The organism is Streptomyces canus, assembly GCF_030816965.1.
Classification (GTDB): domain Bacteria; phylum Actinomycetota; class Actinomycetes; order Streptomycetales; family Streptomycetaceae; genus Streptomyces; species Streptomyces canus_E.
In genome coordinates this window covers 4664785-4683384 of record NZ_JAUSYQ010000002.1, presented here as the reverse complement: position 1 = coordinate 4683384, position 18600 = coordinate 4664785, and the positions used below count along the sequence as shown (strand labels likewise).

24 protein-coding genes and 1 pseudogene are annotated in these 18600 nt (G+C 69.2%); 15 read left to right on the top strand and 10 right to left on the bottom strand.

The window, feature by feature from the left end; all coding sequences use genetic code 11:
• The first annotated feature begins 102 nt into the window (after nt 1-102).
• From QF027_RS22455 to QF027_RS22445, 3 genes are read left to right on the top strand one after another with little or no spacing between them, the layout of a single operon-like run.
• Nucleotides 103-1002, top strand: coding sequence for an alpha/beta hydrolase (locus tag QF027_RS22455; protein WP_306979448.1), 900 nt, complete (start codon nt 103-105; stop codon nt 1000-1002).
• 37 nt (nt 1003-1039) lie between these two features.
• Entirely contained in the window at nt 1040-1294 is a 255-nt protein-coding gene (locus QF027_RS22450) for a MoaD/ThiS family protein (protein ID WP_007382997.1), read from the top strand.
• Nucleotides 1294-2721, top strand: a complete 1428-nt coding sequence (locus QF027_RS22445) for a hypothetical protein (protein WP_373432426.1) — start codon at nt 1294-1296, stop codon at nt 2719-2721. The genes QF027_RS22450 and QF027_RS22445 overlap by 1 nt, the downstream gene beginning before the upstream one ends.
• Here the strand turns inward: QF027_RS22445 and QF027_RS49645 are convergent.
• The 7 genes and pseudogenes from QF027_RS49645 to QF027_RS22415 form a co-directional block, all read right to left on the bottom strand.
• Nucleotides 2718-2855: a VOC family protein gene (locus QF027_RS49645; RefSeq protein WP_373432425.1), complete on the bottom strand. Its 138-nt coding sequence runs from the start codon at nt 2853-2855 to the stop codon at nt 2718-2720. The two genes, QF027_RS22445 and QF027_RS49645, sit on opposite strands and share 4 nt — an antisense overlap.
• Before the next feature lie 79 nt (nt 2856-2934).
• Nucleotides 2935-3126: pseudogene (locus QF027_RS49640) on the bottom strand (VOC family protein); the annotation flags it as partial.
• A 10-nt stretch (nt 3127-3136) separates the two neighbouring features.
• Complete coding sequence (locus QF027_RS22435) at nt 3137-3397, bottom strand: DUF3099 domain-containing protein (RefSeq protein ID WP_306979455.1); 261 nt, start codon at nt 3395-3397, stop codon at nt 3137-3139.
• 74 nt (nt 3398-3471) lie between these two features.
• Nucleotides 3472-3759: a DUF1416 domain-containing protein gene (locus tag QF027_RS22430; RefSeq protein WP_020122955.1), complete on the bottom strand. Its 288-nt coding sequence runs from the start codon at nt 3757-3759 to the stop codon at nt 3472-3474.
• A gap of 58 nt (nt 3760-3817) precedes the next feature.
• Nucleotides 3818-4657 carry a sulfurtransferase gene (locus QF027_RS22425; RefSeq protein ID WP_306979458.1) on the bottom strand — a complete coding sequence of 280 codons (840 nt, stop codon included), beginning with the start codon at nt 4655-4657 and terminating at the stop codon, nt 3818-3820.
• Nucleotides 4658-5087: 430 nt separating this feature from the next.
• Nucleotides 5088-5816: an LmeA family phospholipid-binding protein gene (locus tag QF027_RS22420; RefSeq protein WP_307076576.1), complete on the bottom strand. Its 729-nt coding sequence runs from the start codon at nt 5814-5816 to the stop codon at nt 5088-5090.
• A gap of 134 nt (nt 5817-5950) precedes the next feature.
• A complete protein-coding gene (locus QF027_RS22415) occupies nt 5951-6313 on the bottom strand; it encodes a DsrE family protein (protein ID WP_037711040.1) in 363 nt (120 codons plus the stop codon).
• A gap of 183 nt (nt 6314-6496) precedes the next feature.
• Between QF027_RS22415 and QF027_RS22410 the strand changes: the two genes are divergently transcribed.
• The 6 genes from QF027_RS22410 (at nt 6497) to ygfZ (ending at nt 11263) form a co-directional block, all read left to right on the top strand.
• The gene (locus tag QF027_RS22410) at nt 6497-7255 is read left to right on the top strand and encodes a hypothetical protein (RefSeq protein ID WP_307076574.1); all 759 of its coding nucleotides are present in this window, start codon (nt 6497-6499) and stop codon (nt 7253-7255) included.
• Nucleotides 7252-8097: a hypothetical protein gene (locus QF027_RS22405; protein WP_307076572.1), complete on the top strand. Its 846-nt coding sequence runs from the start codon at nt 7252-7254 to the stop codon at nt 8095-8097. Before QF027_RS22410 ends, QF027_RS22405 begins: the two co-directional genes overlap by 4 nt.
• Nucleotides 8094-9026 (top strand): hypothetical protein, encoded by a 933-nt coding sequence (locus tag QF027_RS22400; protein WP_307076569.1) that lies wholly within the window; start codon nt 8094-8096, stop codon nt 9024-9026. The genes QF027_RS22405 and QF027_RS22400 overlap by 4 nt, the downstream gene beginning before the upstream one ends.
• A gap of 214 nt (nt 9027-9240) precedes the next feature.
• Nucleotides 9241-9816: an FABP family protein gene (locus QF027_RS22395; RefSeq protein WP_306979469.1), complete on the top strand. Its 576-nt coding sequence runs from the start codon at nt 9241-9243 to the stop codon at nt 9814-9816.
• Between the two features lie 33 nt (nt 9817-9849).
• Nucleotides 9850-10287 carry a Fur family transcriptional regulator gene (locus tag QF027_RS22390; RefSeq protein WP_057608747.1) on the top strand — a complete coding sequence of 146 codons (438 nt, stop codon included), beginning with the start codon at nt 9850-9852 and terminating at the stop codon, nt 10285-10287.
• Nucleotides 10288-10297: 10 nt separating this feature from the next.
• A complete protein-coding gene (ygfZ, locus tag QF027_RS22385; protein ID WP_306979472.1) occupies nt 10298-11263 on the top strand; it encodes a CAF17-like 4Fe-4S cluster assembly/insertion protein YgfZ in 966 nt (321 codons plus the stop codon).
• A gap of 15 nt (nt 11264-11278) precedes the next feature.
• Here ygfZ and dtd read toward each other — a convergent pair whose 3' ends face one another.
• Nucleotides 11279-11704, bottom strand: a complete 426-nt coding sequence (dtd, locus tag QF027_RS22380) for a D-aminoacyl-tRNA deacylase (RefSeq protein ID WP_306979473.1) — start codon at nt 11702-11704, stop codon at nt 11279-11281.
• A 158-nt stretch (nt 11705-11862) separates the two neighbouring features.
• On the opposite strand from dtd, the gene QF027_RS22375 reads away from it, so the two are divergent.
• Together QF027_RS22375 and QF027_RS22370 are read left to right on the top strand one after the other, a co-directional pair.
• The gene (locus QF027_RS22375) at nt 11863-12489 is read left to right on the top strand and encodes an RsiG family protein (RefSeq protein WP_306979474.1); all 627 of its coding nucleotides are present in this window, start codon (nt 11863-11865) and stop codon (nt 12487-12489) included.
• A 67-nt stretch (nt 12490-12556) separates the two neighbouring features.
• Complete coding sequence (locus QF027_RS22370) at nt 12557-13804, top strand: GNAT family N-acetyltransferase (protein ID WP_307076567.1); 1248 nt, start codon at nt 12557-12559, stop codon at nt 13802-13804.
• Between the two features lie 224 nt (nt 13805-14028).
• On the opposite strand, the gene QF027_RS22365 is transcribed toward QF027_RS22370, so the two are convergent.
• Complete coding sequence (locus QF027_RS22365) at nt 14029-14214, bottom strand: hypothetical protein (protein WP_307076565.1); 186 nt, start codon at nt 14212-14214, stop codon at nt 14029-14031.
• 185 nt (nt 14215-14399) lie between these two features.
• Between QF027_RS22365 and QF027_RS22360 the strand changes: the two genes are divergently transcribed.
• Nucleotides 14400-15317, top strand: a complete 918-nt coding sequence (locus QF027_RS22360; RefSeq protein WP_307076563.1) for a winged helix-turn-helix domain-containing protein — start codon at nt 14400-14402, stop codon at nt 15315-15317.
• Nucleotides 15318-15352: 35 nt separating this feature from the next.
• On the opposite strand, the gene QF027_RS22355 is transcribed toward QF027_RS22360, so the two are convergent.
• Nucleotides 15353-15541, bottom strand: coding sequence for a hypothetical protein (locus QF027_RS22355; protein WP_053851924.1), 189 nt, complete (start codon nt 15539-15541; stop codon nt 15353-15355).
• Between the two features lie 165 nt (nt 15542-15706).
• Here QF027_RS22355 and QF027_RS22350 point away from each other — a divergent pair, with 165 nt between their 5' ends.
• The 3 genes from QF027_RS22350 (at nt 15707) to QF027_RS22340 (ending at nt 18439) form a co-directional block, all read left to right on the top strand.
• Complete coding sequence (locus tag QF027_RS22350) at nt 15707-16588, top strand: winged helix-turn-helix domain-containing protein (RefSeq protein WP_307076561.1); 882 nt, start codon at nt 15707-15709, stop codon at nt 16586-16588.
• Nucleotides 16537-17322: an HAD family hydrolase gene (locus QF027_RS22345; protein ID WP_306979484.1), complete on the top strand. Its 786-nt coding sequence runs from the start codon at nt 16537-16539 to the stop codon at nt 17320-17322. The genes QF027_RS22350 and QF027_RS22345 overlap by 52 nt, the downstream gene beginning before the upstream one ends.
• A 235-nt stretch (nt 17323-17557) precedes the next feature.
• The gene (locus QF027_RS22340) at nt 17558-18439 is read left to right on the top strand and encodes a GntR family transcriptional regulator (protein ID WP_306979486.1); all 882 of its coding nucleotides are present in this window, start codon (nt 17558-17560) and stop codon (nt 18437-18439) included.
• Nucleotides 18440-18600 lie beyond the last annotated feature (161 nt).

Genomic DNA, 18600 nt, shown 5'->3' with positions numbered 1-18600 from the left:
CGGTCCCGCGAGGTCACGGCTTTCGTATACAGGGGTATCCGAAAGCACAAAAGGACCCGGGGGCTGCATTGCCCGAGTCCTCTTCCGACGAGAATAGCCCACATGAGCATTGATCCGGCAGGTCGTGTGGCGCGTTCCACGGGGAGTCCGCACTCTGAGACGCGCAGACATGCACCTATACGGACGTTTCTGCACACCGACGACGGTGTGACGATCGATTCCGTATACGACCCGCCCTCCTTCGTATACGACGCCTCCCGGCCACCTGCGCATGACCTGGTGTTCGTGATCGCGCACGGCTTCACCGGCGATGTGGATCGTCCTCATGTTCGCCGGGTGGTGAACGTGTTGACGCGGTACGGCGCCGTGGTCACCTTCTCCTTTCGCGGCCACGGAGCCTCCGGCGGGCGCTCGACGGTCGGCGACCGCGAGGTGCTGGATCTGGCCGCCGCGGTGGGGTGGGCACGCGAACTCGGCCACGCGCGCGTGGCGACCGTCGGCTTCTCGATGGGCGGCTCGGTGGCGCTGCGGCACGCGGCGCTCTACCGGCCCGACGGCGGTCCGGACGGGCCGGGGCGCGAAGGGCGCACGGGGCGCGAGAGGCACACGGACGCGTACCCGGACGCGGTGGTCTCGGTGAGTGCGCCGGCCCGCTGGTACTACCGCGGCACGGCCCCCATGCGAAGACTCCACTGGCTGGTGACCCGGCCCGAGGGCCGCCTGGTGAGCCGCTACGGATTCCGTACGAGGATCCATCACCGCGAGTGGGACCCCGTCCCGCTCTCCCCGGTCGAGGCGGTCCCGGAGATCGCCCCGACCCCGCTCCTGATCGTGCACGGCGACCGCGACGGCTACTTCCCCCTCGACCACCCGCGGATGCTCGCGGAGGCCGCCGGTGACCACGGCGAGCTGTGGATCGAGCCCATGGGCCACGCCGAGCACGCGGCCGGCGACGAGCTGCTGGGCCGTATCGGGGACTGGGCTGTCACAGCGGGCGGCTAGCCTGGCCCCGTACACCATCGATCGATTGAGGAAGCGGATGCCAAAGGTCACGGTGCGCTACTGGGCCGCCGCGAAGGCCGCGGCCGGGATCGCCGAGGAGCCCTTCGACGCGGCCACGCTCGCCGAGGCGCTGGACGCGGCGCGCGAGCGACACCCCGGTGAACTGGTGCGCGTCCTGCGGCGATGCTCGTTCCTCGTCGACGGTGACCCCGTGGGCACCCGCGGACATGAGACGGTACGGCTGGCCGACGGCGGCACGGTCGAGGTGCTCCCGCCGTTCGCAGGAGGGTGATGATGACGAACCAGCCGTACGACGACTACGAGCAGTATCCGCAGCAGGGCTGGCCGGCCCAGCACGGTTACGACGAGGACGCCCAGGCAGCCCAGCAGCACACCCAGCAGTGGCAGGGCCAGACCTGGGACACCCAGGTGCACCGACCGGTCCAGTCCGCGCCGGAGACGGCGTACCTGCCGCAGCAGGACTACGAGGGCGAGCCCCAGGGGTACGCCCCCGGCTACGGGCCCGCGCAGGGGGCTCCGGGGGCCGGCGCGTACGGCCCCGCGGCGTACGGTTCCGCGCCGGCTTCTTCCGACCGCGCGGGTCATGGTCATGCGTCGGCGGCTCCCGGCTCTGCCGGGTACGGTTCCGCGCCGACTTCTTCCGACCGTGCCGGTCATGGTCATGCCTCGGCGGCTCCCGGTCCCGGAGGTCACGGGCCAGGCCCGATGGCCCCTGGCCCCGCCGGTCACGGATCTGCGCCGATGGCTCCCGGCTCCGCAGGCCACGGGTTTGCGCCGACGGCCTCCGGCCACGCCGGGCACGCTCACGCCCCGGCGAGTGGGAGCCCCGTCCATGGGGCCGCCCAGGCACATCCCGGCGCCGCCGCGCACGGGTCCGTTCCGGCGGACCCCGCTTCCGACCCCTCCGGCTACGGCCCCGCCACCCTCGCCGGCAACGCCCGCGTCACCGACGCCCAGCGTGCCCGCCTCGAGGGCCGCTCCCCGATCATCGAGCCCGGCATCCAGCCCGCCGCCCTCACCGCGCTGCTCGGCCTGCTGCTCTCCGGAACGGCGGCCGTCGGCTCGTACGCCCTCCTCGTGCCCCTCGTCGTCCTCCAGGCGGTCACCGCGGCCGGCTGGTTCCGGCTGAACGGCATGTGGCCCGCCCGCCAGGGCATCGCGCTGGCGTTCCTCGGGGCGCTGGTGGCGGACGCGGCACTCCTGGCGGCCGGCCGGGAGAACGCGCCCGCCGCGATCCTCGGCACTCTCGGCGTCTGGGTTCTGCTCAGCCTGGTGATGCAGCTCCGCTCGCACGCCGACCCCGACGAGCGGATGTACGGCCTGATGGCGACCGTCGCCTCGGCCGCCCTGGCGATCGTGGCGACCGGCCACCTCGCGGCGGACCCGGACGCGGTGACGGTCGGCGCGGCCGCGGTGGCGGTCGCGGTCCTGGCCCGCGCGCTGCCCCTGCCGACCCCGGCCTCGGTGGTCGTCTCCCTGCTCGCTGCGGCGGGCGCGGGCATCGCGGTCGGCGGGATGACGGGGCTCGGCGCGAAGGGCGCCCTTCTCGGCGCGGGCGCCGCGGTGTGCGCGCTGATCGGCCACCGGGTCGCGAGCTACGACTACCCGTCCCGCTTCGTGCACTTCACGGCGGGCGTGGCGCTGCCGCTGGCCGCGGCGGCTCCGGCGGTGTACGTGCTGGGCCGGACGATCGGCTAGGTCGGCCCAGGCGTCTCGGTCCACAGGCAGAAGGGGTGCCCGGACGGGTCGAACAGGACCCGGACGTCGTCCTGCGGCTGGTACTCGGCGAGCCGCGCCCCTTCCGCCACCGCCCGCGCGGTCTCGGCCGCCAAGGCGTCCGGGCCCGCCGTCGACCTCGATGTCCAGGTGCAGCATCATCTGCTGATCGCCCGGCGTGCGGGTGGGCCACACGGGCGGCACGTACTCGGCTTCGGTCTGGAAGGCGAGGGAGGTGCCCCCGATGCCGGGCGGCGGTCCGAGGAGGACCCAGTGCGGCTCCTCGGCGCGCACCACGTACCCGAGGAGGCGCTGGTAGAAGGCGGCGAGCTCGTGCGCGTCGTGCGTGTCGAGGACGACGGTGGACAGCCTCACGGAAGCAGACATGGGGGCCTTCCTACTGCCGCCGCTTCTTTCCGTCCAGCTCGTCCCACCACTCGTCGGACTTCGGGTCGCCGGAGGGGTCGTCCCACCAGCGGTCGTCGGGCCCGCGCCGGTTCGCGACGATCGCGGCGAGCGGGGGGATCACCATGGCCACCACGCACATTCCCACGGCCGCCGGTACCGACCAGAGCCGCACGACCCCCCAGGCCAGGACGAACAGCCCGATGCACGTGCCCATCATGGCGAAGTAGACATGCCGCCGTCGCGCCAACATAGGTCCAGCGTAGGCCTGGAAAGGCCGGAGGGCCGTACCCCTGGGGTACGGCCCTCCGGTGTCGGTCAGGTGCCTCAGACCGCGATCGCGACCTCGGCCAGGCCGCCCTGCTGGGCGACGACCGTGCGGTCGGCGGTGGCGCCGGGGACCAGGGCGCGGACGGTCCAGGTGCCCTCGGCCGCGTAGAAGCGGAACTGGCCCGTCGCGGAGGTCGGGACCTCCGCCGTGAACTCGCCGGTCGAGTCCAGGAGGCGGACGTAACCCACCACAGGCTCGCCGTCACGCGTCACCTGACCCTGGATCGTGGTCTCACCGGGCTTGATCGTCGAGGCGTCCGGGCCGCCGGCCTTCGCTCCACACATGTCGTTCTCCAAAGAGGGGTCTGACCGGAAGGAAGGCCGGTCGGGTTGGACGGGTGTCTTACTTGTTGGCGCCGAGCTCGATCGGAACGCCGACCAGGGAGCCGTACTCGGTCCAGGAGCCGTCGTAGTTCTTGACGTTCTCGACACCCAGCAGCTCGTGCAGCACGAACCAGGTCAGGGCCGAGCGCTCACCGATACGGCAGTACGCGATGGTGTCCTTGGCGAGGTCGACCTGCTCCTCGGCGTAGAGCTCCTTGAGCTCGTCGTCCGACTTGAAGGTGCCGTCGTCGTTGGCGTTCTTCGACCACGGGATGTTGCGGGCGGACGGGACGTGGCCCGGACGCTGCGACTGCTCCTGCGGCAGGTGGGCCGGGGCGAGCAGCTTGCCGGAGAACTCGTCGGGGGAACGGACGTCGACCAGGTTCTGCGAACCGATGGCCGCCACCACGTCGTCGCGGAAGGCGCGGATGGACTTGTCCTGCGGCTTCGCCGTGTAGGTCGTCTCGGCCCGCTCCGGGACCTCCTCGACCAGCTCGCGGGCGTCCAGCTCCCACTTCTTGCGGCCGCCGTCGAGAAGCTTGACGTTCTCGTGGCCGTACAGCTTGAAGTACCAGTAGGCGTAGGACGCGAACCAGTTGTTGTTGCCGCCGTAGAGGATCACCAGGGTGTCGTTGGCGATGCCCTTCGCCGACAGGAGCTTCTCGAAGCCCTCCTGGTCGACGAAGTCGCGGCGGACCGGGTCCTGCAGGTCCTTGGTCCAGTCGATGCGGATCGCGTTGCGGATGTGGTTCTTCTCGTAGGCGGACGTGTCCTCGTCCACCTCCACGATCGCGATGTTCGGGTTGTCGAGGTTGGCCTCGACCCAGTCGGCATCGACCAGGACGTCGCTGCGGCTCATGCTCTTTCTCCTCCGGGGCAGTTGCGGCGGGGCGTGCGGAAGGGTGCGCGGGGCGCACGGATGCCTGAGAGTGCCAGGGCAGGGGGATGCGGAGGTCGGTGCCGTCCGCTCAGAAGGGGCGACAGAGCATGGCGGCGACGCGGCACAGGTCTACTGCCCGCCGCTTCGTGAGATCCGCCTGTCGCTTCATAGTGGTCGATCGTAGGGACGGACATACCGGCATGTCACCGGTGTGTCGCATACTGAGATGCGATCGTCCGGAATGTGGGACCAGGAAGCCGCCCGGGCCGTGGTCCCACGGTTCCCGGGCGGGTGTGTCGCCCTCACGCCTACGCTACGGACGTCACCGTCTCGCCTGTCGGACGCGCGGCGTCCGGCGTACGCGTCCGGCGTCGGGGTACGGGGTACGGAGTACGGCCCGACGCTCGTCCTACCCGGCGAGCTTGACGTCCGAACCCTTCACGGCGATCTCCACACCGTCCGCACCCGCTTCGACCTTGTCGAGCTTGATACCGCCCGGCAGGCCCTCGATCTTCTGGTCGAAGTCGGCGATCGAACGGACGTCGGAGTCGGCGAGGGTGATGTTGCCGAAGCTCGGGATCGAGTCGGCGTGCACCCGTACGGTGTCCCCGTCCACGACGCTGACGGTGCTGAGCACGGAGACGGGCTGCTCCAGGGCGCTGACCTTGATGTCGACCTTGATCTTGCCGTTGCCGCCGTCGGAGAGACCGACGACCTTGGCGGTGACGCCCAGCGGGAGCTGGGTCTCCTCCGACCTGGCCGCCTTCAGCAGCTGGTCGTAGGCGATCGCCGCCGTGCCGGCGGCGGTGGAGGCGGTGGCGGAGCTGTAGTCGCCGGAGAACGCGACGCCCTTCATGGCGGCGTTCAGGTCGTCGATGCGGATCGTGCCGCCGCTGGTCCCGGTGTCCGCGTCGTAGTCCTTCATCCCGACCTCGACGTCGTCGAGCTCACCGCCGGCCACCTGGGTCAGGAACGGGAACCCCTTGATGTCCACGCTCGGCGTCGTGGTCAGCCCCTCCTGCGTCTTCAGCCGGTCCGCGACCTCGCCCTCCGCGAAGTGGACCGCCAGACGATCGGCGGCGACGAACAGCCCGCCGAGAATCACGGCGGTGATCAGAAGTATTCGCAGGGCGCGCATGCGGTGGGTCCCCCCGGGGCGGCGGTCTTGTCGACGGACGGGTGGCCGTCCAGCGTGAGACTAACCCCGCCGGGTAAGACGCCCGGCAATTTGTCGATCACCTGTGACAGGCCGCGGTCCCGCTCGGTGTCCGCTCAGTAGACGAGCGCCTGCGTCTCCTCGGCGAGCGCCTCCTGGACGAACACCTGTGCCCCCGCGATCCGTACGCCCTCGATGACGTCCTTCTCCGTGATGTCCCGGCGGGCCGCGCACTGCGTGCACAGGGTGAGCCGTCCGCCCGCGAGGATCGAGTCCAGCAGGTCGGGCAGCGGGGCCGCGTGCGGCAGCTCGAACTCGGCGGCCCGCCCCGGCAGCGCGAACCACGCCGACTCCCCGGTCAGCCACAGCGAGACGTCCACCCCACTGGCCACGGCCACCGCCGCCACGGTGAACGCCTGCGAACAGCGCTCGGGGGCATCGGCCCCGGCGGTCACCTTGATCACGAGCTTCTTCGCCATGCCGGCAGCGTAGTGCGTACGGCGGTCACGTCGTCGCGACGCAACCCGGACGGCGGCGCGTGCCGGGACGTTGCCCACGTGTCCGGATCGTGATCAAGTCGGCGTACAACCCTGGGTGTTGACCAGCAGTCTCCTGTGGAGCGTGCATACGGAATGCGCGCTTCACGTCTTGTGGGGAACGCGTTGGAAGTACTCGAAGTGCCCGAAGAGCCCGAGATACCCGAAGAGAGACCCCGTGCGCGTCGCCGGGGCCGTACGACACTGCTGATCGTCGCTGCGGCCGTACTCGGTGTCGTCGCCGGGACGTGCACGGGATACCTGATCCAGACCGACCGCGAGCCGACGAAGCTGGCCTCGCTCTCCCAGCCGGCGCTGGCACAGGCCAAGGGCCCGGCGCCCGAGCCGCTGCCCGCCTCCCAGGACCGCCGCGTGAAGACCGACGGCGACCTGCGCAAGCTGCTGCTGAAGAAGCCGGCCGGGGCGAAGACCGGCGACTGGGTCAGTGACGACCGCTGGTTGACGCTGGCCGAAGTCGCGGAGACGGCCGACAAGCCGGGCGGGGCGTTCGGCGACCTCGTCTCCAAGGAGTTCCGCCGCGCGGCGGACACCGGCTGGCGGGTCGGCAGCACCTACGGCGTCGAGATCCGCCTCGTGCAGTACAGGCAGGAGGAGGCGCCGGAGGCCTCCGACGCGGCCGACGGCGAGAACTACTACGAGGACTCCAAGGCCGGAACCGACAGCTGGTCGGTGCCGGGCAGCGGGAACGCCACGGCGTACGTCCACACGAGGCCGGACACCGAGCCCGGTTATCTGCCGCAGTACAACGCCGCGGCCGTCGCCTGGCGTGGGGACATCCTCATGAAGATCTTCGTCTGGGACACCAAGCCCATATCGAAGGCGAAGATCATGGATCTGGCCGAGCGGCAGGTGAAGAAGCTGTGAGCGAGAGCGAGAACCAGCAGGTGGGTGAGGTCGGCCCCGCCGAGCTCACCGCCTCCGTCGAGCCCGTCGAGCCGGGGGCGCCTGCCGCGAAGCCCGTTCGCCGTGGCCGCGTCGCCGCAGTCGTCGGGTCCGTGGTGCTGGTCGCCGCCGTCGTCGTCGGGGTGGGCTGCACCGTGGTCACCGTCGACGGTGCCGACCGTGACGCGGGTGCTCCCGTGTGGAAGTTCCCGAAGGGCGGGTCCGCCAAGGCGACGGCGGCGCCCGTGAAGGGGCTCGCGGGGATGCTCGTGCCGTACGGCGCCGACGGGTGGAGCCGTGGGCCCGACATCGGGGAGTACGGCTACGAGGCCCAGCTCAGCGGGGCCGAGGCCACCGCCCTGAGCAAGGAGTCGCTGAGCGGGCTGCCCCGGACCCAGCGCAAGGCGCTGGAGAAGCAGATCGACAAGCAGCGCCTCACGGGCATCGCGATGCGCAGTTACGTCAGCACCGACCAGCTCTCCTCCGTCTACACGGACAAGGCCTCCACGGTCACCATCGAGCTGAGGCAGCTGGACAACAAGGCGGCCGCGCGCGGGATCACGGAGTTCCAGAACGACTTCCTCGACGCGCTCGGCGACGTCCTGCGCGACGGGCCTCGGATCGAGGGTCACAAGGACGCGCGCTGTTTCCTGACGCCCAAGGACGCCGACACCAAGCTGGACTCGATGTTCTGCTTCGCCCTCCAGGGAAACGTCCTGGTCGACTTCACCGCCGACAGCGCCAGGCCCATGCAGCAGAGGGGGATCTCGATGCTCCTGCGTGAGCAGCTCGACCGGATCGCGGAGCCGGGGGAGTCGGTATGACCGACCAGACGGAAGAAAAGCCGGACCTCGTGCCGTCGCCGCGTCCCGACGCGCCGTCGTCCCACGCCCCCTCGTCCGAGCCGGCGCCCGAAGCGGTGGCCGTACTCGACGTGCCCGGCACCGCGCCCCTCTCCGCACCGGAGCCCGCACCCGCCTCCGTCCCGAAGGACCGCCGTGTCCTGCGGGCGACCCTGCGCTGGACCGCCGCGGTGCTCACCTTCGCGGTGATCGGAGCCGGTACCGCGTACGGGATCTCGGGGATGGAGCGGACGGACCTGCCGGGACTGGCGACGAGGGCGGACGGGCGGTGGGTGTATCCGACGCTGACGAAGGCGCCGTTGCCCTCCGGAAAGCCGGGACCGTTCGCCACGGAGAACAAGGCCGGCAGTCACTACGCCGATCTGCGGTCCCTGGTGCTGCCCGCACCGAAGGGAGCGACCGAGGACAAGGCGCTGCGCGGCACGGACGGCTGGCTCGCGGCGAAGGACCTCCTCGCGGAGTACGGCGAGAAGGAGGACCGCGAGGAACTGGGGGACAAGCTCTCCGACAACGGTCTGCGGCACATAGCGGCCCGCGGCTGGACCACCCCGGACGGTACGCACACCCGGATCTACCTGCTCCAGTTCGACACCGCGGCCGTCGTGGACGACCTGTTCGGCAAGGACATCGCCCCGTACGGCAGCCCCGGCTACGAACTGCGCGACGCCGCCACGTCCGTCTCCGACGAGCACTTCCCGAGCGCGGCCCGGATCCAGGACATCACCGCTTCCGTCTACATCGAGTCCAAGCCGTACGGCAGCGAACAGACCCGGCACGCCTACCTGTCCTCCGGCGACGTACTGGCCCTGGTCGTCCAGTCCCGCAAGGGCGCCGCGAACCCCGTCCCCTTCCAGCAGACCGTGACCCTCCAATCCCAGCTCCTCGGCTGAGGAGACCTCTACGGACCCCCGGGCCCCGGCCGCGTAAGCTGGGGCCCGGCCCGTGTACATGCACCGCACCACGCTCATCCGAGGAGCACCCCGTGGATATCTTCTTCGAAGCCCTGCTGGTCCTGGTCTGCGTCGGCGTTCTCGCCTTCGCCGGGCTGACCGTGAAGAAGCTGTACCAGGGCCAGCGCTGACCCCCCGCTAGGAACCGCCACTCATGATCGAGATCCCGTCCGACCTCCACAAGGACCTCGTCCCGCTCGCCTTCCTGCTCGGCAACTGGGCGGGCGCGGGCGTGTACGACTTCCCGGGCTCGGAGAAGTGCAACTTCGGCCAGGAGGTGACCTTCGGCCATGACGGCCGGGACTTCCTGGAGTACGAGTCCCACACCTGGGTGCTGGACAACGACGGCAACAAGGTCCGCCCGCTGGAGTCCGAGCACGGCTTCTGGCGCATCGACGCCGACCGCAAGGTCGAGGTGACGATGGTCCGCGACGACGGCGTCGTCGAGATCTGGTACGGCGAGATGGCCGACCAGAAGCCGCAGATCGACCTGGTGACCGATGCCGTCGCGCGTACGGCCGCCTCGGGGCCGTACAGCGGTGGCAAGCGCCTGTACGGCTACGTCAAGAGCGACCTCATGTGGGTCGGCGAGAAGCAGACCCCCGAGGTCGAGCTGCGCCCCTACATGTCGGCCCACCTGAAGAAGGTCGTCACCCCGGAGGAGGTCGAGCGCTGGGCCAAGGCCCTGCCCGACGACCTTCCGGACGACGGGATCGCCTTCTTCAAGTAAGCCTTCCGCCGAGTGGGTCCTAGACTTTCCGGTGTGGTGAGCACCGATTGGAAGAGCGACCTCAGGCAGCGCGGCTACCGGCTGACCCCGCAGCGCCAGCTTGTCCTCGAAGCTGTGGACACCCTGGAGCACGCGACCCCCGACGACATCCTCACGGAAGTGAAGAAGACGGCGTCGGGGGTCAACATTTCCACGGTCTACCGGACCCTGGAGCTCCTGGAGGAGCTCGGTCTGGTCAGCCACGCCCATCTCGGGCACGGGGCGCCGACGTATCACCTCGCCGACCGCCACCACCACATCCACCTGGTCTGCCGCGACTGCCAGAACGTCATCGAGGCCGACATCAAGGTGGCCGCCGACTTCACCGCGAAGCTCCGGCAGGAGTTCGGCTTCGAGACCGACATGAAGCACTTCGCGATCTTCGGCCGCTGCAAGGACTGTTCTCTCAAGGCTTCAACTACCGAGTCGTAGGCTTAGTCATATGAAGAGCCCTCTGCTGTCCCTGCCCGGTGCCGTCCCCGCCGAGGGCGTGGACGAAGGCGTTGCCGCGCACTACGGCGACCTGTTCCGCGAGCAGCGCGCCCTCGCCGAAGGCGCCGGATTCGTCGACCTCTCGCACCGCGGGGTCGTGTCCGTCACCGGCGACGACCGCCTCAGCTGGCTGCACCTGCTGCTCACCCAGCATGTCAGCGACCTCCCGACCGGCCAGGCCACCGAGGCGCTCATCCTCTCCGCGCACGGACACATCGAGCACGCCCTGTATCTCGTCGACGACGGCACGACCGTCTGGGCGCACGTCGAACCCGGCACCCAGGGGGCACTGATCGCCTACCTGGAGTCGATGAAGTTCTTCAACCGGGTCGACGTCGCCGACCGCACGGACGAGTTCGCCGTCGTCCACCTTCCCGCCGGTTCCATCGCCGAGGTGCCGGAGGGGGTCGTCGTACGCGAGACGCCGTACGGCCGTGATCTCTTCCTGCCGCGCGCCGACCTGGAGTCGTACGCCGAGAAGTCCGGACCCGCGATCGGCCTGCTCGCCTACGAGGCGCTGCGGGTCGAGCACCACCGCCCACGCCTCGGTTTCGAGACCGACCACCGCACCATCCCGCACGAGCTCGGCTGGATCGGCACCGCGGTGCACCTCCAGAAGGGCTGCTACCGGGGCCAGGAGACCGTCGCCCGGGTGCAGAACCTGGGCAAGCCCCCGCGGCGCCTGGTCTTCCTGCACCTGGACGGCAGCGAGGTGCATCTGCCGCCCGCCGGGACCGACATCCGGCTCGCGGACGAGGGGCCCGACGGCCGCAAGATCGGTTTCGTGACCACGTCCGTACGGCACCACGAGCTCGGCCCGGTGGCGCTCGCCCTGGTCAAGCGGAACGTGCCCCTGGACGCGCGCCTCGTCGCCGACACGACGGCCGCGGCCCAGGAAGTGGTCGTGGAGCCGTAGGACCACCGCGAAGGGTCACATCTCCAGCAGGACCGTGAACGGGCCGTCGTTCGTCAGGGACACCCGCATCCGCGCACCGAAGCGACCGGTGGCCACCGTCGCTCCCAGGGAGCGGAGCTGGGCGACGACCTCGTCGACGAGCGGCTCGGCGATGTCGCCGGGGGCGGCGGCGTTCCAGGTGGGGCGGCGGCCCTTGCGGGCGTCGCCGTACAGGGTGAACTGGCTGATCACGAGCAGCGGGGCGTCGATGTCGCTGCACGACTTCTCGTCGTGCAGCATGCGCACCGACCAGAGTTTGCGGGCGAGTTGGGCCGCCTTCTCCTTGGTGTCCTCGTGGGTGACCCCGACGAGGACGCACAGTCCCTCGCCGTTGATCTCCCCGACCGTCTCACCGTCGACGACGACGCTCGCGCCGTCCACCCTCTGCACCACTGCACGCATGTGCCCATCATGCCGGTCGCGCAGGAAGTACCCGTGTTCGGGTTTATTTTTGATCCTTAACCCCTCATCTGGGGCCGTTCGGGGGCACTCGGTCACATAGCGGCCACTTGGGGTGGCACGATGCTTCCACACGCCGGTCGAGGGGACGGTAGAAGCGCATGAGCACACCGAGTACCGGGCAACTGGGGCCCGTCCGCGTTGCCCACAGGGCGGAGCCGGAGACAGCCCGGCCGCCCGCGCAGCGTACGGACAGCCACCCGCTGCCCCCAGATCCGACCGAACATGATCTCGCCTCGCTGAGCCTGCCCGAGCTGCGCACTCTGCGCCGGGACGCCCAGCGGGACGAGGCCGACCTCAGCTATGTCCGACGGCTGCTGCAGGGCCGTATCGACATCCTCCGCGCGGAACTGCTGCGCCGGTCCCCGACGGGCGCGGACTCGGTGCTCGAACGCCTCCCCGAGGCCTCGGTGGTCGACCGGCTCCCGGAGATCCTCACCGACGCCCCGGCCCGCCACCGCTCCTCGGCCCGCCACGTCACGCTGGGCACCCCGCACAGCGAGGAGTACCGGCTGCTGGCCGCCGAGACCCTCGCCGAGGTCGAGCTGTCGGACCTCTCCGCGCGGACCGACCTGGAACTGAGCACCGCGATGGGCCGGCTCGTGCGGTACGAGCAGCAGGTGTCCGGACGGCGGCAGCGGTTGCAGCGGACAGCGGACGAGTGCAGCGGGGAGATCGCGCGGCGGTACCGGGAGGGCGAGGCGCAGGTGGCGGATCTGCTGACCTGAAACGTCGCGACGGGGCCTGGCAGAAAATCGAGGCGACACCTCATCCCCTCCCGCCTACCGTGGCCCCATGAGTGCCCCCGCCGACATAGACGTCCGTCCGGTCACCGAGGCCGAGCATCCCGAATGGCTGCGTGCCGTGCATGCCGGGTTCCTGCTGGAGCCGGCGGTGTCGGAGACGGAACTGGAGGCTCGCAGAAGCCAGTTCGAGCCGGGGCGGCTGCTCGGGGCCTTCGACGGGGACCGTTGCGTGGCGACCTTCCGGTCCTTCGCGCAGGAGGTGACGGCCGTCGGTGGTGAGTACGTGGCCGCCGACGCGATCACCGCCGTCACCGTGACCGCCACCCACCGCCGGCGCGGGCTGCTGACCCGCATGATGAGCCAGGACCTCGCCGCCGCGAAGGAGCGCGGAGACGTCCTGGCGACGCTGATCGCCGCCGAGCACCGGATCTACGGCCGCTACGGCTTCGGCCCCGCCACCTCGGCCGCCGAGTGGACGATCGACGTCCCGCGCGCCGGCCTCGACCCCTGTGGCCCGGATCTGGACGGCGGCCGTATCGATCTGGTGGAGCCCGGCGACGTACGCAAGCTCGGGCCGGAACTGCACGACCGGATGCGCCGTGCCATGCCGGGGGTGATCAGCCGGGACGACTGGTTCTGGCAGCTCAAGACGGGGGCCGTACGCCCCGACCCGAAGTGGACCGAGCCGTTCTTCGCCGTGTACCGGGCGGCGGACGGCACGGTGGAGGGGCTGATGGCGTACGAGGTGGACGACAAGTGGGCGGACATGCAGCCGTTGAACACGGCGAGCGTGCGGAGCCTGATCGCCTCGACCCCGGCCGCCGAGCGAGCCCTGTGGCACTACCTGTGCTCGATCGACTGGGTCGTGCAGGTCAAGAGCGGCTGGCGGGCCCCCGACGACCTGCTCCCGCTCCTGCTGCCCAATTCCCGGGCGGCCAGGATCACCATGCAGTCGGACTGGCTGTGGGTGCGGATCCTGGATGTCGTACGGGCCCTGGAGGCGCGGACGTACGAGGGGGAGGGCGCGCTGGTGCTGGAGGTCGTGGACGGATCCGGGGTGGCCGGCGGCCGGTACCGGCTGGAGGCCTCGCCCGACGGGGCCACCTGCACGGAGACGACTCGGAGCGCCGATCTCACGCTGGACGTACGGGAGTTGGCGACGCTGTGGCTCGGTGACGAGTCGGTGGCACGGCTCGTGGCGCTCGGGCGAGTGCGGGAAGAACGAGCGGGCGCCGGCCGGGGGGCCGACGCCCTGCTGCATACATCCAGGCGTCCTTGGTGCCCGGACATGTTCTGACGTTCCCTTCTGGCGGGGACGGTGGGCTGTTGCCTCGCATCCGTAGCGAGCTGTTCAGTTGTGGCTGTTCGTTGTTGCTGTTCAGTTGTGGCTGTGCGGTGTGTGCAGCTGGCGCTGCTGTTCAGTTGTCGGTGTTCAGTTGTGACTGTGCAGACCGACCGGGCTCCCGGCTCCCCTCCGGAAGGGAGCCCGATCAGCCGGATCCTGGGCCCGGCGGGCGGGAGTCATCCGGACTGGGCGAGCAGCATCACGAGGATGACCGCTCCGATGCCACCGATCGCGACGTTCTTGGACTTGACGCCGATGGTCAGCGCGACGAACGCCACGATGCCCATCGCACCCCACTTCCACTGCACGAGTGCCTCGAAGCCGACGGCAAGGGCGGCGATGGCGATTGCGATGAACGGCATGACGGTCCCCCCTTCGGGACGGTGGCCCCTGTCGGCCGCCGAGTTGGCCAACCCTGTGAAGTTTTGACCATGTTTCTCAAGGTTGCTCAAGTTGGCGACCAACTTCTCTGTACTTATCTCCGCTTGGATGCGGCTCATAACCACCTTCCGGTGAACTGCCCAAAGATGGCGGGAAGTTGTAGTGTTTGGTCGTGGACCCGAAACACGCCTCCGTCAATGGACGGAAGAGGTCGCAGCGGCCACACACGTCACCTCGCGAGGTGGCCGACGAGCTCCGCGCCCGGATCCGGTCCGGCAGGCTGCGGGCAGGTCAACGCATGCCCACACAGGCGCGGCTGGCCGACGAGTTCGGCGTCGAGCGCGGGGTCGTACGGCAGGCGCTGTACCTGCTGCAGACGGAACACCTGCTCACCGACGTCTCCAAGGGAAGCCCGGCGACCGTCGCCCCCGACCTGGGGCTCAGCGGGGCGCTCACCGGCCCCGGAGCCGTGCCGCAGCCCACGATGGTCGCCCTCGGCCCCCGGATCGCCACCGCCTTCGCGGCCCCGCACGTCGAGATAGACGCCTTGTGCCTGACGTCGGTGTCCCTCAACCTCGCCATCGGCGAGGGGTTGCGCCAGATCCACGCCGGGCGACTGAATCCGGCCAAGATCGACGTCCGCGTCCTGCTGCCGGGCCGGGACATCGACCTCGCCTTCCCGGTGTCGGTCGAGGACCGTGGCGACGACGACCCGGTCCACGAGCGCTGGCTGGCCCAGCGCAACGCGCAGGGCCAGGTCCTCCGGCACAACCTCCTGGCCCTGCGTGCCACGCACGACATCGACGTCCGCGTCTCCTTCCGCGCCCTGCCCTTCACACCACCGGTGAAGCTCTACCTCCTCAACGGCATGGAGGCGCTGTTCGCGTACTACACGCTGACGCGCCGCAAGGAGGAGATCGACCACGAGCACCTGGAGCTGTACGACTCCGAGGGCACCCAGTCGATGCTGTTCGCCTTCGAACAGGGCGCCGGCCTGCGGGACACGACCTTCGTGGAGCAGTCCCACCTGTGGTTCAACGCACTGTGGGAGACGATCAGTTCGGAGCTGGCGCTCACGGGCTGAGGTCTCCCACAGTGGCGTATCCGGGCGCGTTCGGGTCACAGGGCGGGCCCCGCGACCAGCAGAGCGAGCACCACGGCCCCGGTCGAACTGATCGCGGGGTTCTTGGCCTTGATGCCGATGGTGAGCAGGAGCATCCCGATGATGCCGCTGGCGCCGTACTTCCACTGCAGGGTCTGCTCGACGCCGACCACGAAGACGGCGGAGAGGAGAGCGAGGGCCGGCATGTTGGTTCCCCCTTCGGACTGCGGGCGGGCGAGGCGGGCGAGGAGGTAAAGCTTCCGCCAACTCATCCAAGTTGGCAACCAACTCTGCCTATGTTGTCCCCACTTGGTGGGGGTTGATAAACAACTTCCAGACAACTCCCGATAGATGGATTGGAGTTGTAACGTTTGGTCGTGACCCAGGAGAACGTGGCAGTGAACGGCAGCAGAAGGCTCTCGCCCCAGGAAATCGCCGACACCCTGCGGGAACGCATCCGCATGGGCGACCTCAGGGCCGGCGACCGCCTCCCCACGCAGGCCGAACTCGCGGAGGAGTTCGGCGTGGAACGGGGCGCGGTCCGCCAGGCGCTGCGCGCACTGCAGGAGGACGGGTTGCTCAGCAATGTGAGCAAGGGGAGTCCGCCGCGGATCGCGGAACGGGTGCCCGGGCTGTCGGGGGAGCCGCAGCCGACGATGGTCGGCCTGGCCCCCCGCCTCACGGAGGCCTTCTCCAGCCCGCACGTCCGCATCGACGCGGCTTGCCTGACCGCGGAGACCCTGATGGTGGCCCTGAGCGAGCCGGTCCGCCTCATTCACGAGGGCCGGATCCACCCCGAGTCCATCGATGTCCGCATCCTGCTGCCCTCCCGCGACATCAACCTGGCCTTCCCCGTCCCGGTGGAGGCCCTTGACGACGACAACCCGGTCCACCAGCGCTGGCTGGAGATGCGCAACGCCCAGGGTCACGTCCTGCGACACAATCTCCGTTCCCTGCGCTCCTCCCACGGGATCGACGTCAAGGTCAGGTTCCGTGCCCTGCCGTTCACCCCACCGGTGAAGCTGTACCTGCTCAACCAGGCGGAGGCGTTGATCGCGTATTACATGGTGGCGCGCCGGGAGGAGGCCACGGATGCCGGAATGCTCGACATGTACGACGTTCTCGGCACTGAATCGCTCCTCTTCTCCTTCGACAAGAACGCCGGGCAACGTGACGCCGCGTTCGTGGAGCAATCGCAGAAGTGGTTCGACGCCCTCTGGGAAACCATCACGACGGACCTGACACTCTCCTAGTGACTCCTGAGACGACGCACACTGAACCGGTGACAGCAGAGACAGCACGACTCGCATCACTGGTCGCCTCCGCTCGGTACGTGCTCTGGGACATGGACGGGCCGATGTGCCGGTTGTTCGCGGGGTATCCGGCGCATGAGATAGCCGGGCAACTGGTCGCCATGATCGACGGGTTGGGCATGGGCGCCCTCCTGACCGAGCAGGAACGATCTGGCGACGATCCACACGTAGCGCTGCGTGGTGTCCATGAACGGCACCGCGGAAGCGATCTGGTTCTTGCGCTGGAGGAGTGGCTCACCCGGCGCGAACTGGAGGCCGTCTCGAAGGCGATGCCCACCCCGCATGCCGACCCGCTGATCAGGACGTGGTCGGCGCGCGGAGTCAGGTTCGCGATCACCACCAACAACGCCGGCCTCGCGGCAGCGGCATACGTCGAGAGCCGCGGACTGGTGGGCTGCTTCCCGTACGTCTACGGCCGCACGGCGAACCTCGATCTGATGAAACCGAACCCGCATTGCCTGGAAGAGGCCATCAAGGCCATGGGCGCCGTGCCGTCGGCCACGCTGATGATCGGCGACGCGGCCACGGACCTCGAAGCCGCGCAGCGGGCCGGAGTGTCGTTCCTGGGCTACGCGCGTAATGCGGGCAAGGAGCAAGTTCTGAGGGATGCGGGCGCCGAGGTCGTGGTGCGCTCGTTGGAGCAGGTGCTGGAGGTCCTGCGCAGCCTTTCCTGAGCTGCCGGGCGCACCATCTGCGCGTAACCGGTCCACCATGCCGTCCACCGCCTGTCCACTTTGATGAAGCTGATCAATTAACGGTCCAATTGGACTGGTTGCCTTGAATCTGGTTGTGCCCTGACCGCTTGATCGACTAACCCGCCTGTAAATATTGGGCTGTTGGCCGGGCCGGGTTGACTGCCTGTGGACTGAAAGCGGTTTGAGTGGCCGGTGAGGGAGGTACGGTCGCGGTGTGAGCGAAGAACGCGGCAAGGGAGCCACCATCCTGGCGACGCTGCGGTCGCGTATCTCCGGCGGCGAGTACCGGCCGGGGTACAACCTGCCCGCGCAGCGGGCTCTCGCCGAGGAGTTCGAGGTCTCGCGCGACACGATCCAGCGCGTTCTGGAGGAACTGAAGACCGAGGGCTGGATCGAGTCCCGTCAGGGCAGTGGCTCGAAGGTTCGAGTGACGCTCCCCATCCATGTGACGACGCAGCCGAAGGTGTCTCCTGGCCGTGTGGCGCTCGGACCTTTCGTCGCCCGCGCTTTCGCTCAGTCCGTCGTGGAGCTGGATGTCTTCACGTTCACCTCGGAGAGCCTTGACACCCAGGTGCGGGTGCAGGCCGATGGAATCCGCAACGGGCAGATTCCTGCCCCTGAGCGCATCGCGATCCGGATACTGCTGCCTTCCGATTCGGCCGAACTGCCGTATCCGCGGGCGAGAGTGCGGGACTCCACCGCCGACGTGGAGGAGCTGGATCGGATCCTCCAGGCACGTACGCGGGAGATCATCCGACGGCACACCTCCTCCCTGCGCGACGCCCTGCGCAACCTCAAGACGGATGGACTGGTTCCCGACGTGGTGGTCTCCGTGCGCGAGGTACCGCTCGTGCCGACCCACAAGCTGTATCTGCGGCGCGGTGTCGAAGGGCTGATCGGTCCGTACAAGATCGTGGAGCGCAGGATCCTGATGGACGACGACACCGAGATCGACGCCTGGGATGTCCTGGGACTGGGATCCACCCTGATACGGCATGTGCAGGACGACGGTGACCCCAACGCGACCGGATCGGTGTTCATGCGGAGCTGGCAGGACTGGTTCGACTCATGTTGGCACCGCTATGAACCGTCTTGACCGAGGTCGCTGTTCGTTACATAGCTCGAACGGTGTGACGCCCAGGAGTGAAGACTGTTTCATCTGGGTAGCCAGTCCCGAATAAGCCCCGTCGGGGTCGCTTGGGCACTACAGTGTGGTCCCTCTCGTGCTGCGCATGAAAATCGGAGGCGCCGCATAGT

Bases quoted from the DNA above. Each gene is read 5' to 3' on its own strand.
- QF027_RS22455 (WP_306979448.1), top strand. From the start codon at position 103: ATGAGCATTGATCCGGCAGGTCGTGTGGCGCGTTCCACGGGGAGTCCG.
- QF027_RS22450 (WP_007382997.1), top strand. From the start codon at position 1,040: ATGCCAAAGGTCACGGTGCGCTACTGGGCCGCCGCGAAGGCCGCGGCC.
- QF027_RS22445 (WP_373432426.1), top strand. From the start codon at position 1,294: ATGATGACGAACCAGCCGTACGACGACTACGAGCAGTATCCGCAGCAG.
- QF027_RS22435 (WP_306979455.1), bottom strand. From the start codon at position 3,397: ATGTTGGCGCGACGGCGGCATGTCTACTTCGCCATGATGGGCACGTGC.
- QF027_RS22430 (WP_020122955.1), bottom strand. From the start codon at position 3,759: ATGTGTGGAGCGAAGGCCGGCGGCCCGGACGCCTCGACGATCAAGCCC.
- QF027_RS22425 (WP_306979458.1), bottom strand. From the start codon at position 4,657: ATGAGCCGCAGCGACGTCCTGGTCGATGCCGACTGGGTCGAGGCCAAC.
- QF027_RS22420 (WP_307076576.1), bottom strand. From the start codon at position 5,816: ATGCGCGCCCTGCGAATACTTCTGATCACCGCCGTGATTCTCGGCGGG.
- QF027_RS22415 (WP_037711040.1), bottom strand. From the start codon at position 6,313: ATGGCGAAGAAGCTCGTGATCAAGGTGACCGCCGGGGCCGATGCCCCC.
- QF027_RS22400 (WP_307076569.1), top strand. From the start codon at position 8,094: ATGACCGACCAGACGGAAGAAAAGCCGGACCTCGTGCCGTCGCCGCGT.
- QF027_RS22395 (WP_306979469.1), top strand. From the start codon at position 9,241: ATGATCGAGATCCCGTCCGACCTCCACAAGGACCTCGTCCCGCTCGCC.
- ygfZ (WP_306979472.1), top strand. From the start codon at position 10,298: ATGAAGAGCCCTCTGCTGTCCCTGCCCGGTGCCGTCCCCGCCGAGGGC.
- dtd (WP_306979473.1), bottom strand. From the start codon at position 11,704: ATGCGTGCAGTGGTGCAGAGGGTGGACGGCGCGAGCGTCGTCGTCGAC.
- QF027_RS22375 (WP_306979474.1), top strand. From the start codon at position 11,863: ATGAGCACACCGAGTACCGGGCAACTGGGGCCCGTCCGCGTTGCCCAC.
- QF027_RS22370 (WP_307076567.1), top strand. From the start codon at position 12,557: ATGAGTGCCCCCGCCGACATAGACGTCCGTCCGGTCACCGAGGCCGAG.
- QF027_RS22365 (WP_307076565.1), bottom strand. From the start codon at position 14,214: ATGCCGTTCATCGCAATCGCCATCGCCGCCCTTGCCGTCGGCTTCGAG.
- QF027_RS22355 (WP_053851924.1), bottom strand. From the start codon at position 15,541: ATGCCGGCCCTCGCTCTCCTCTCCGCCGTCTTCGTGGTCGGCGTCGAG.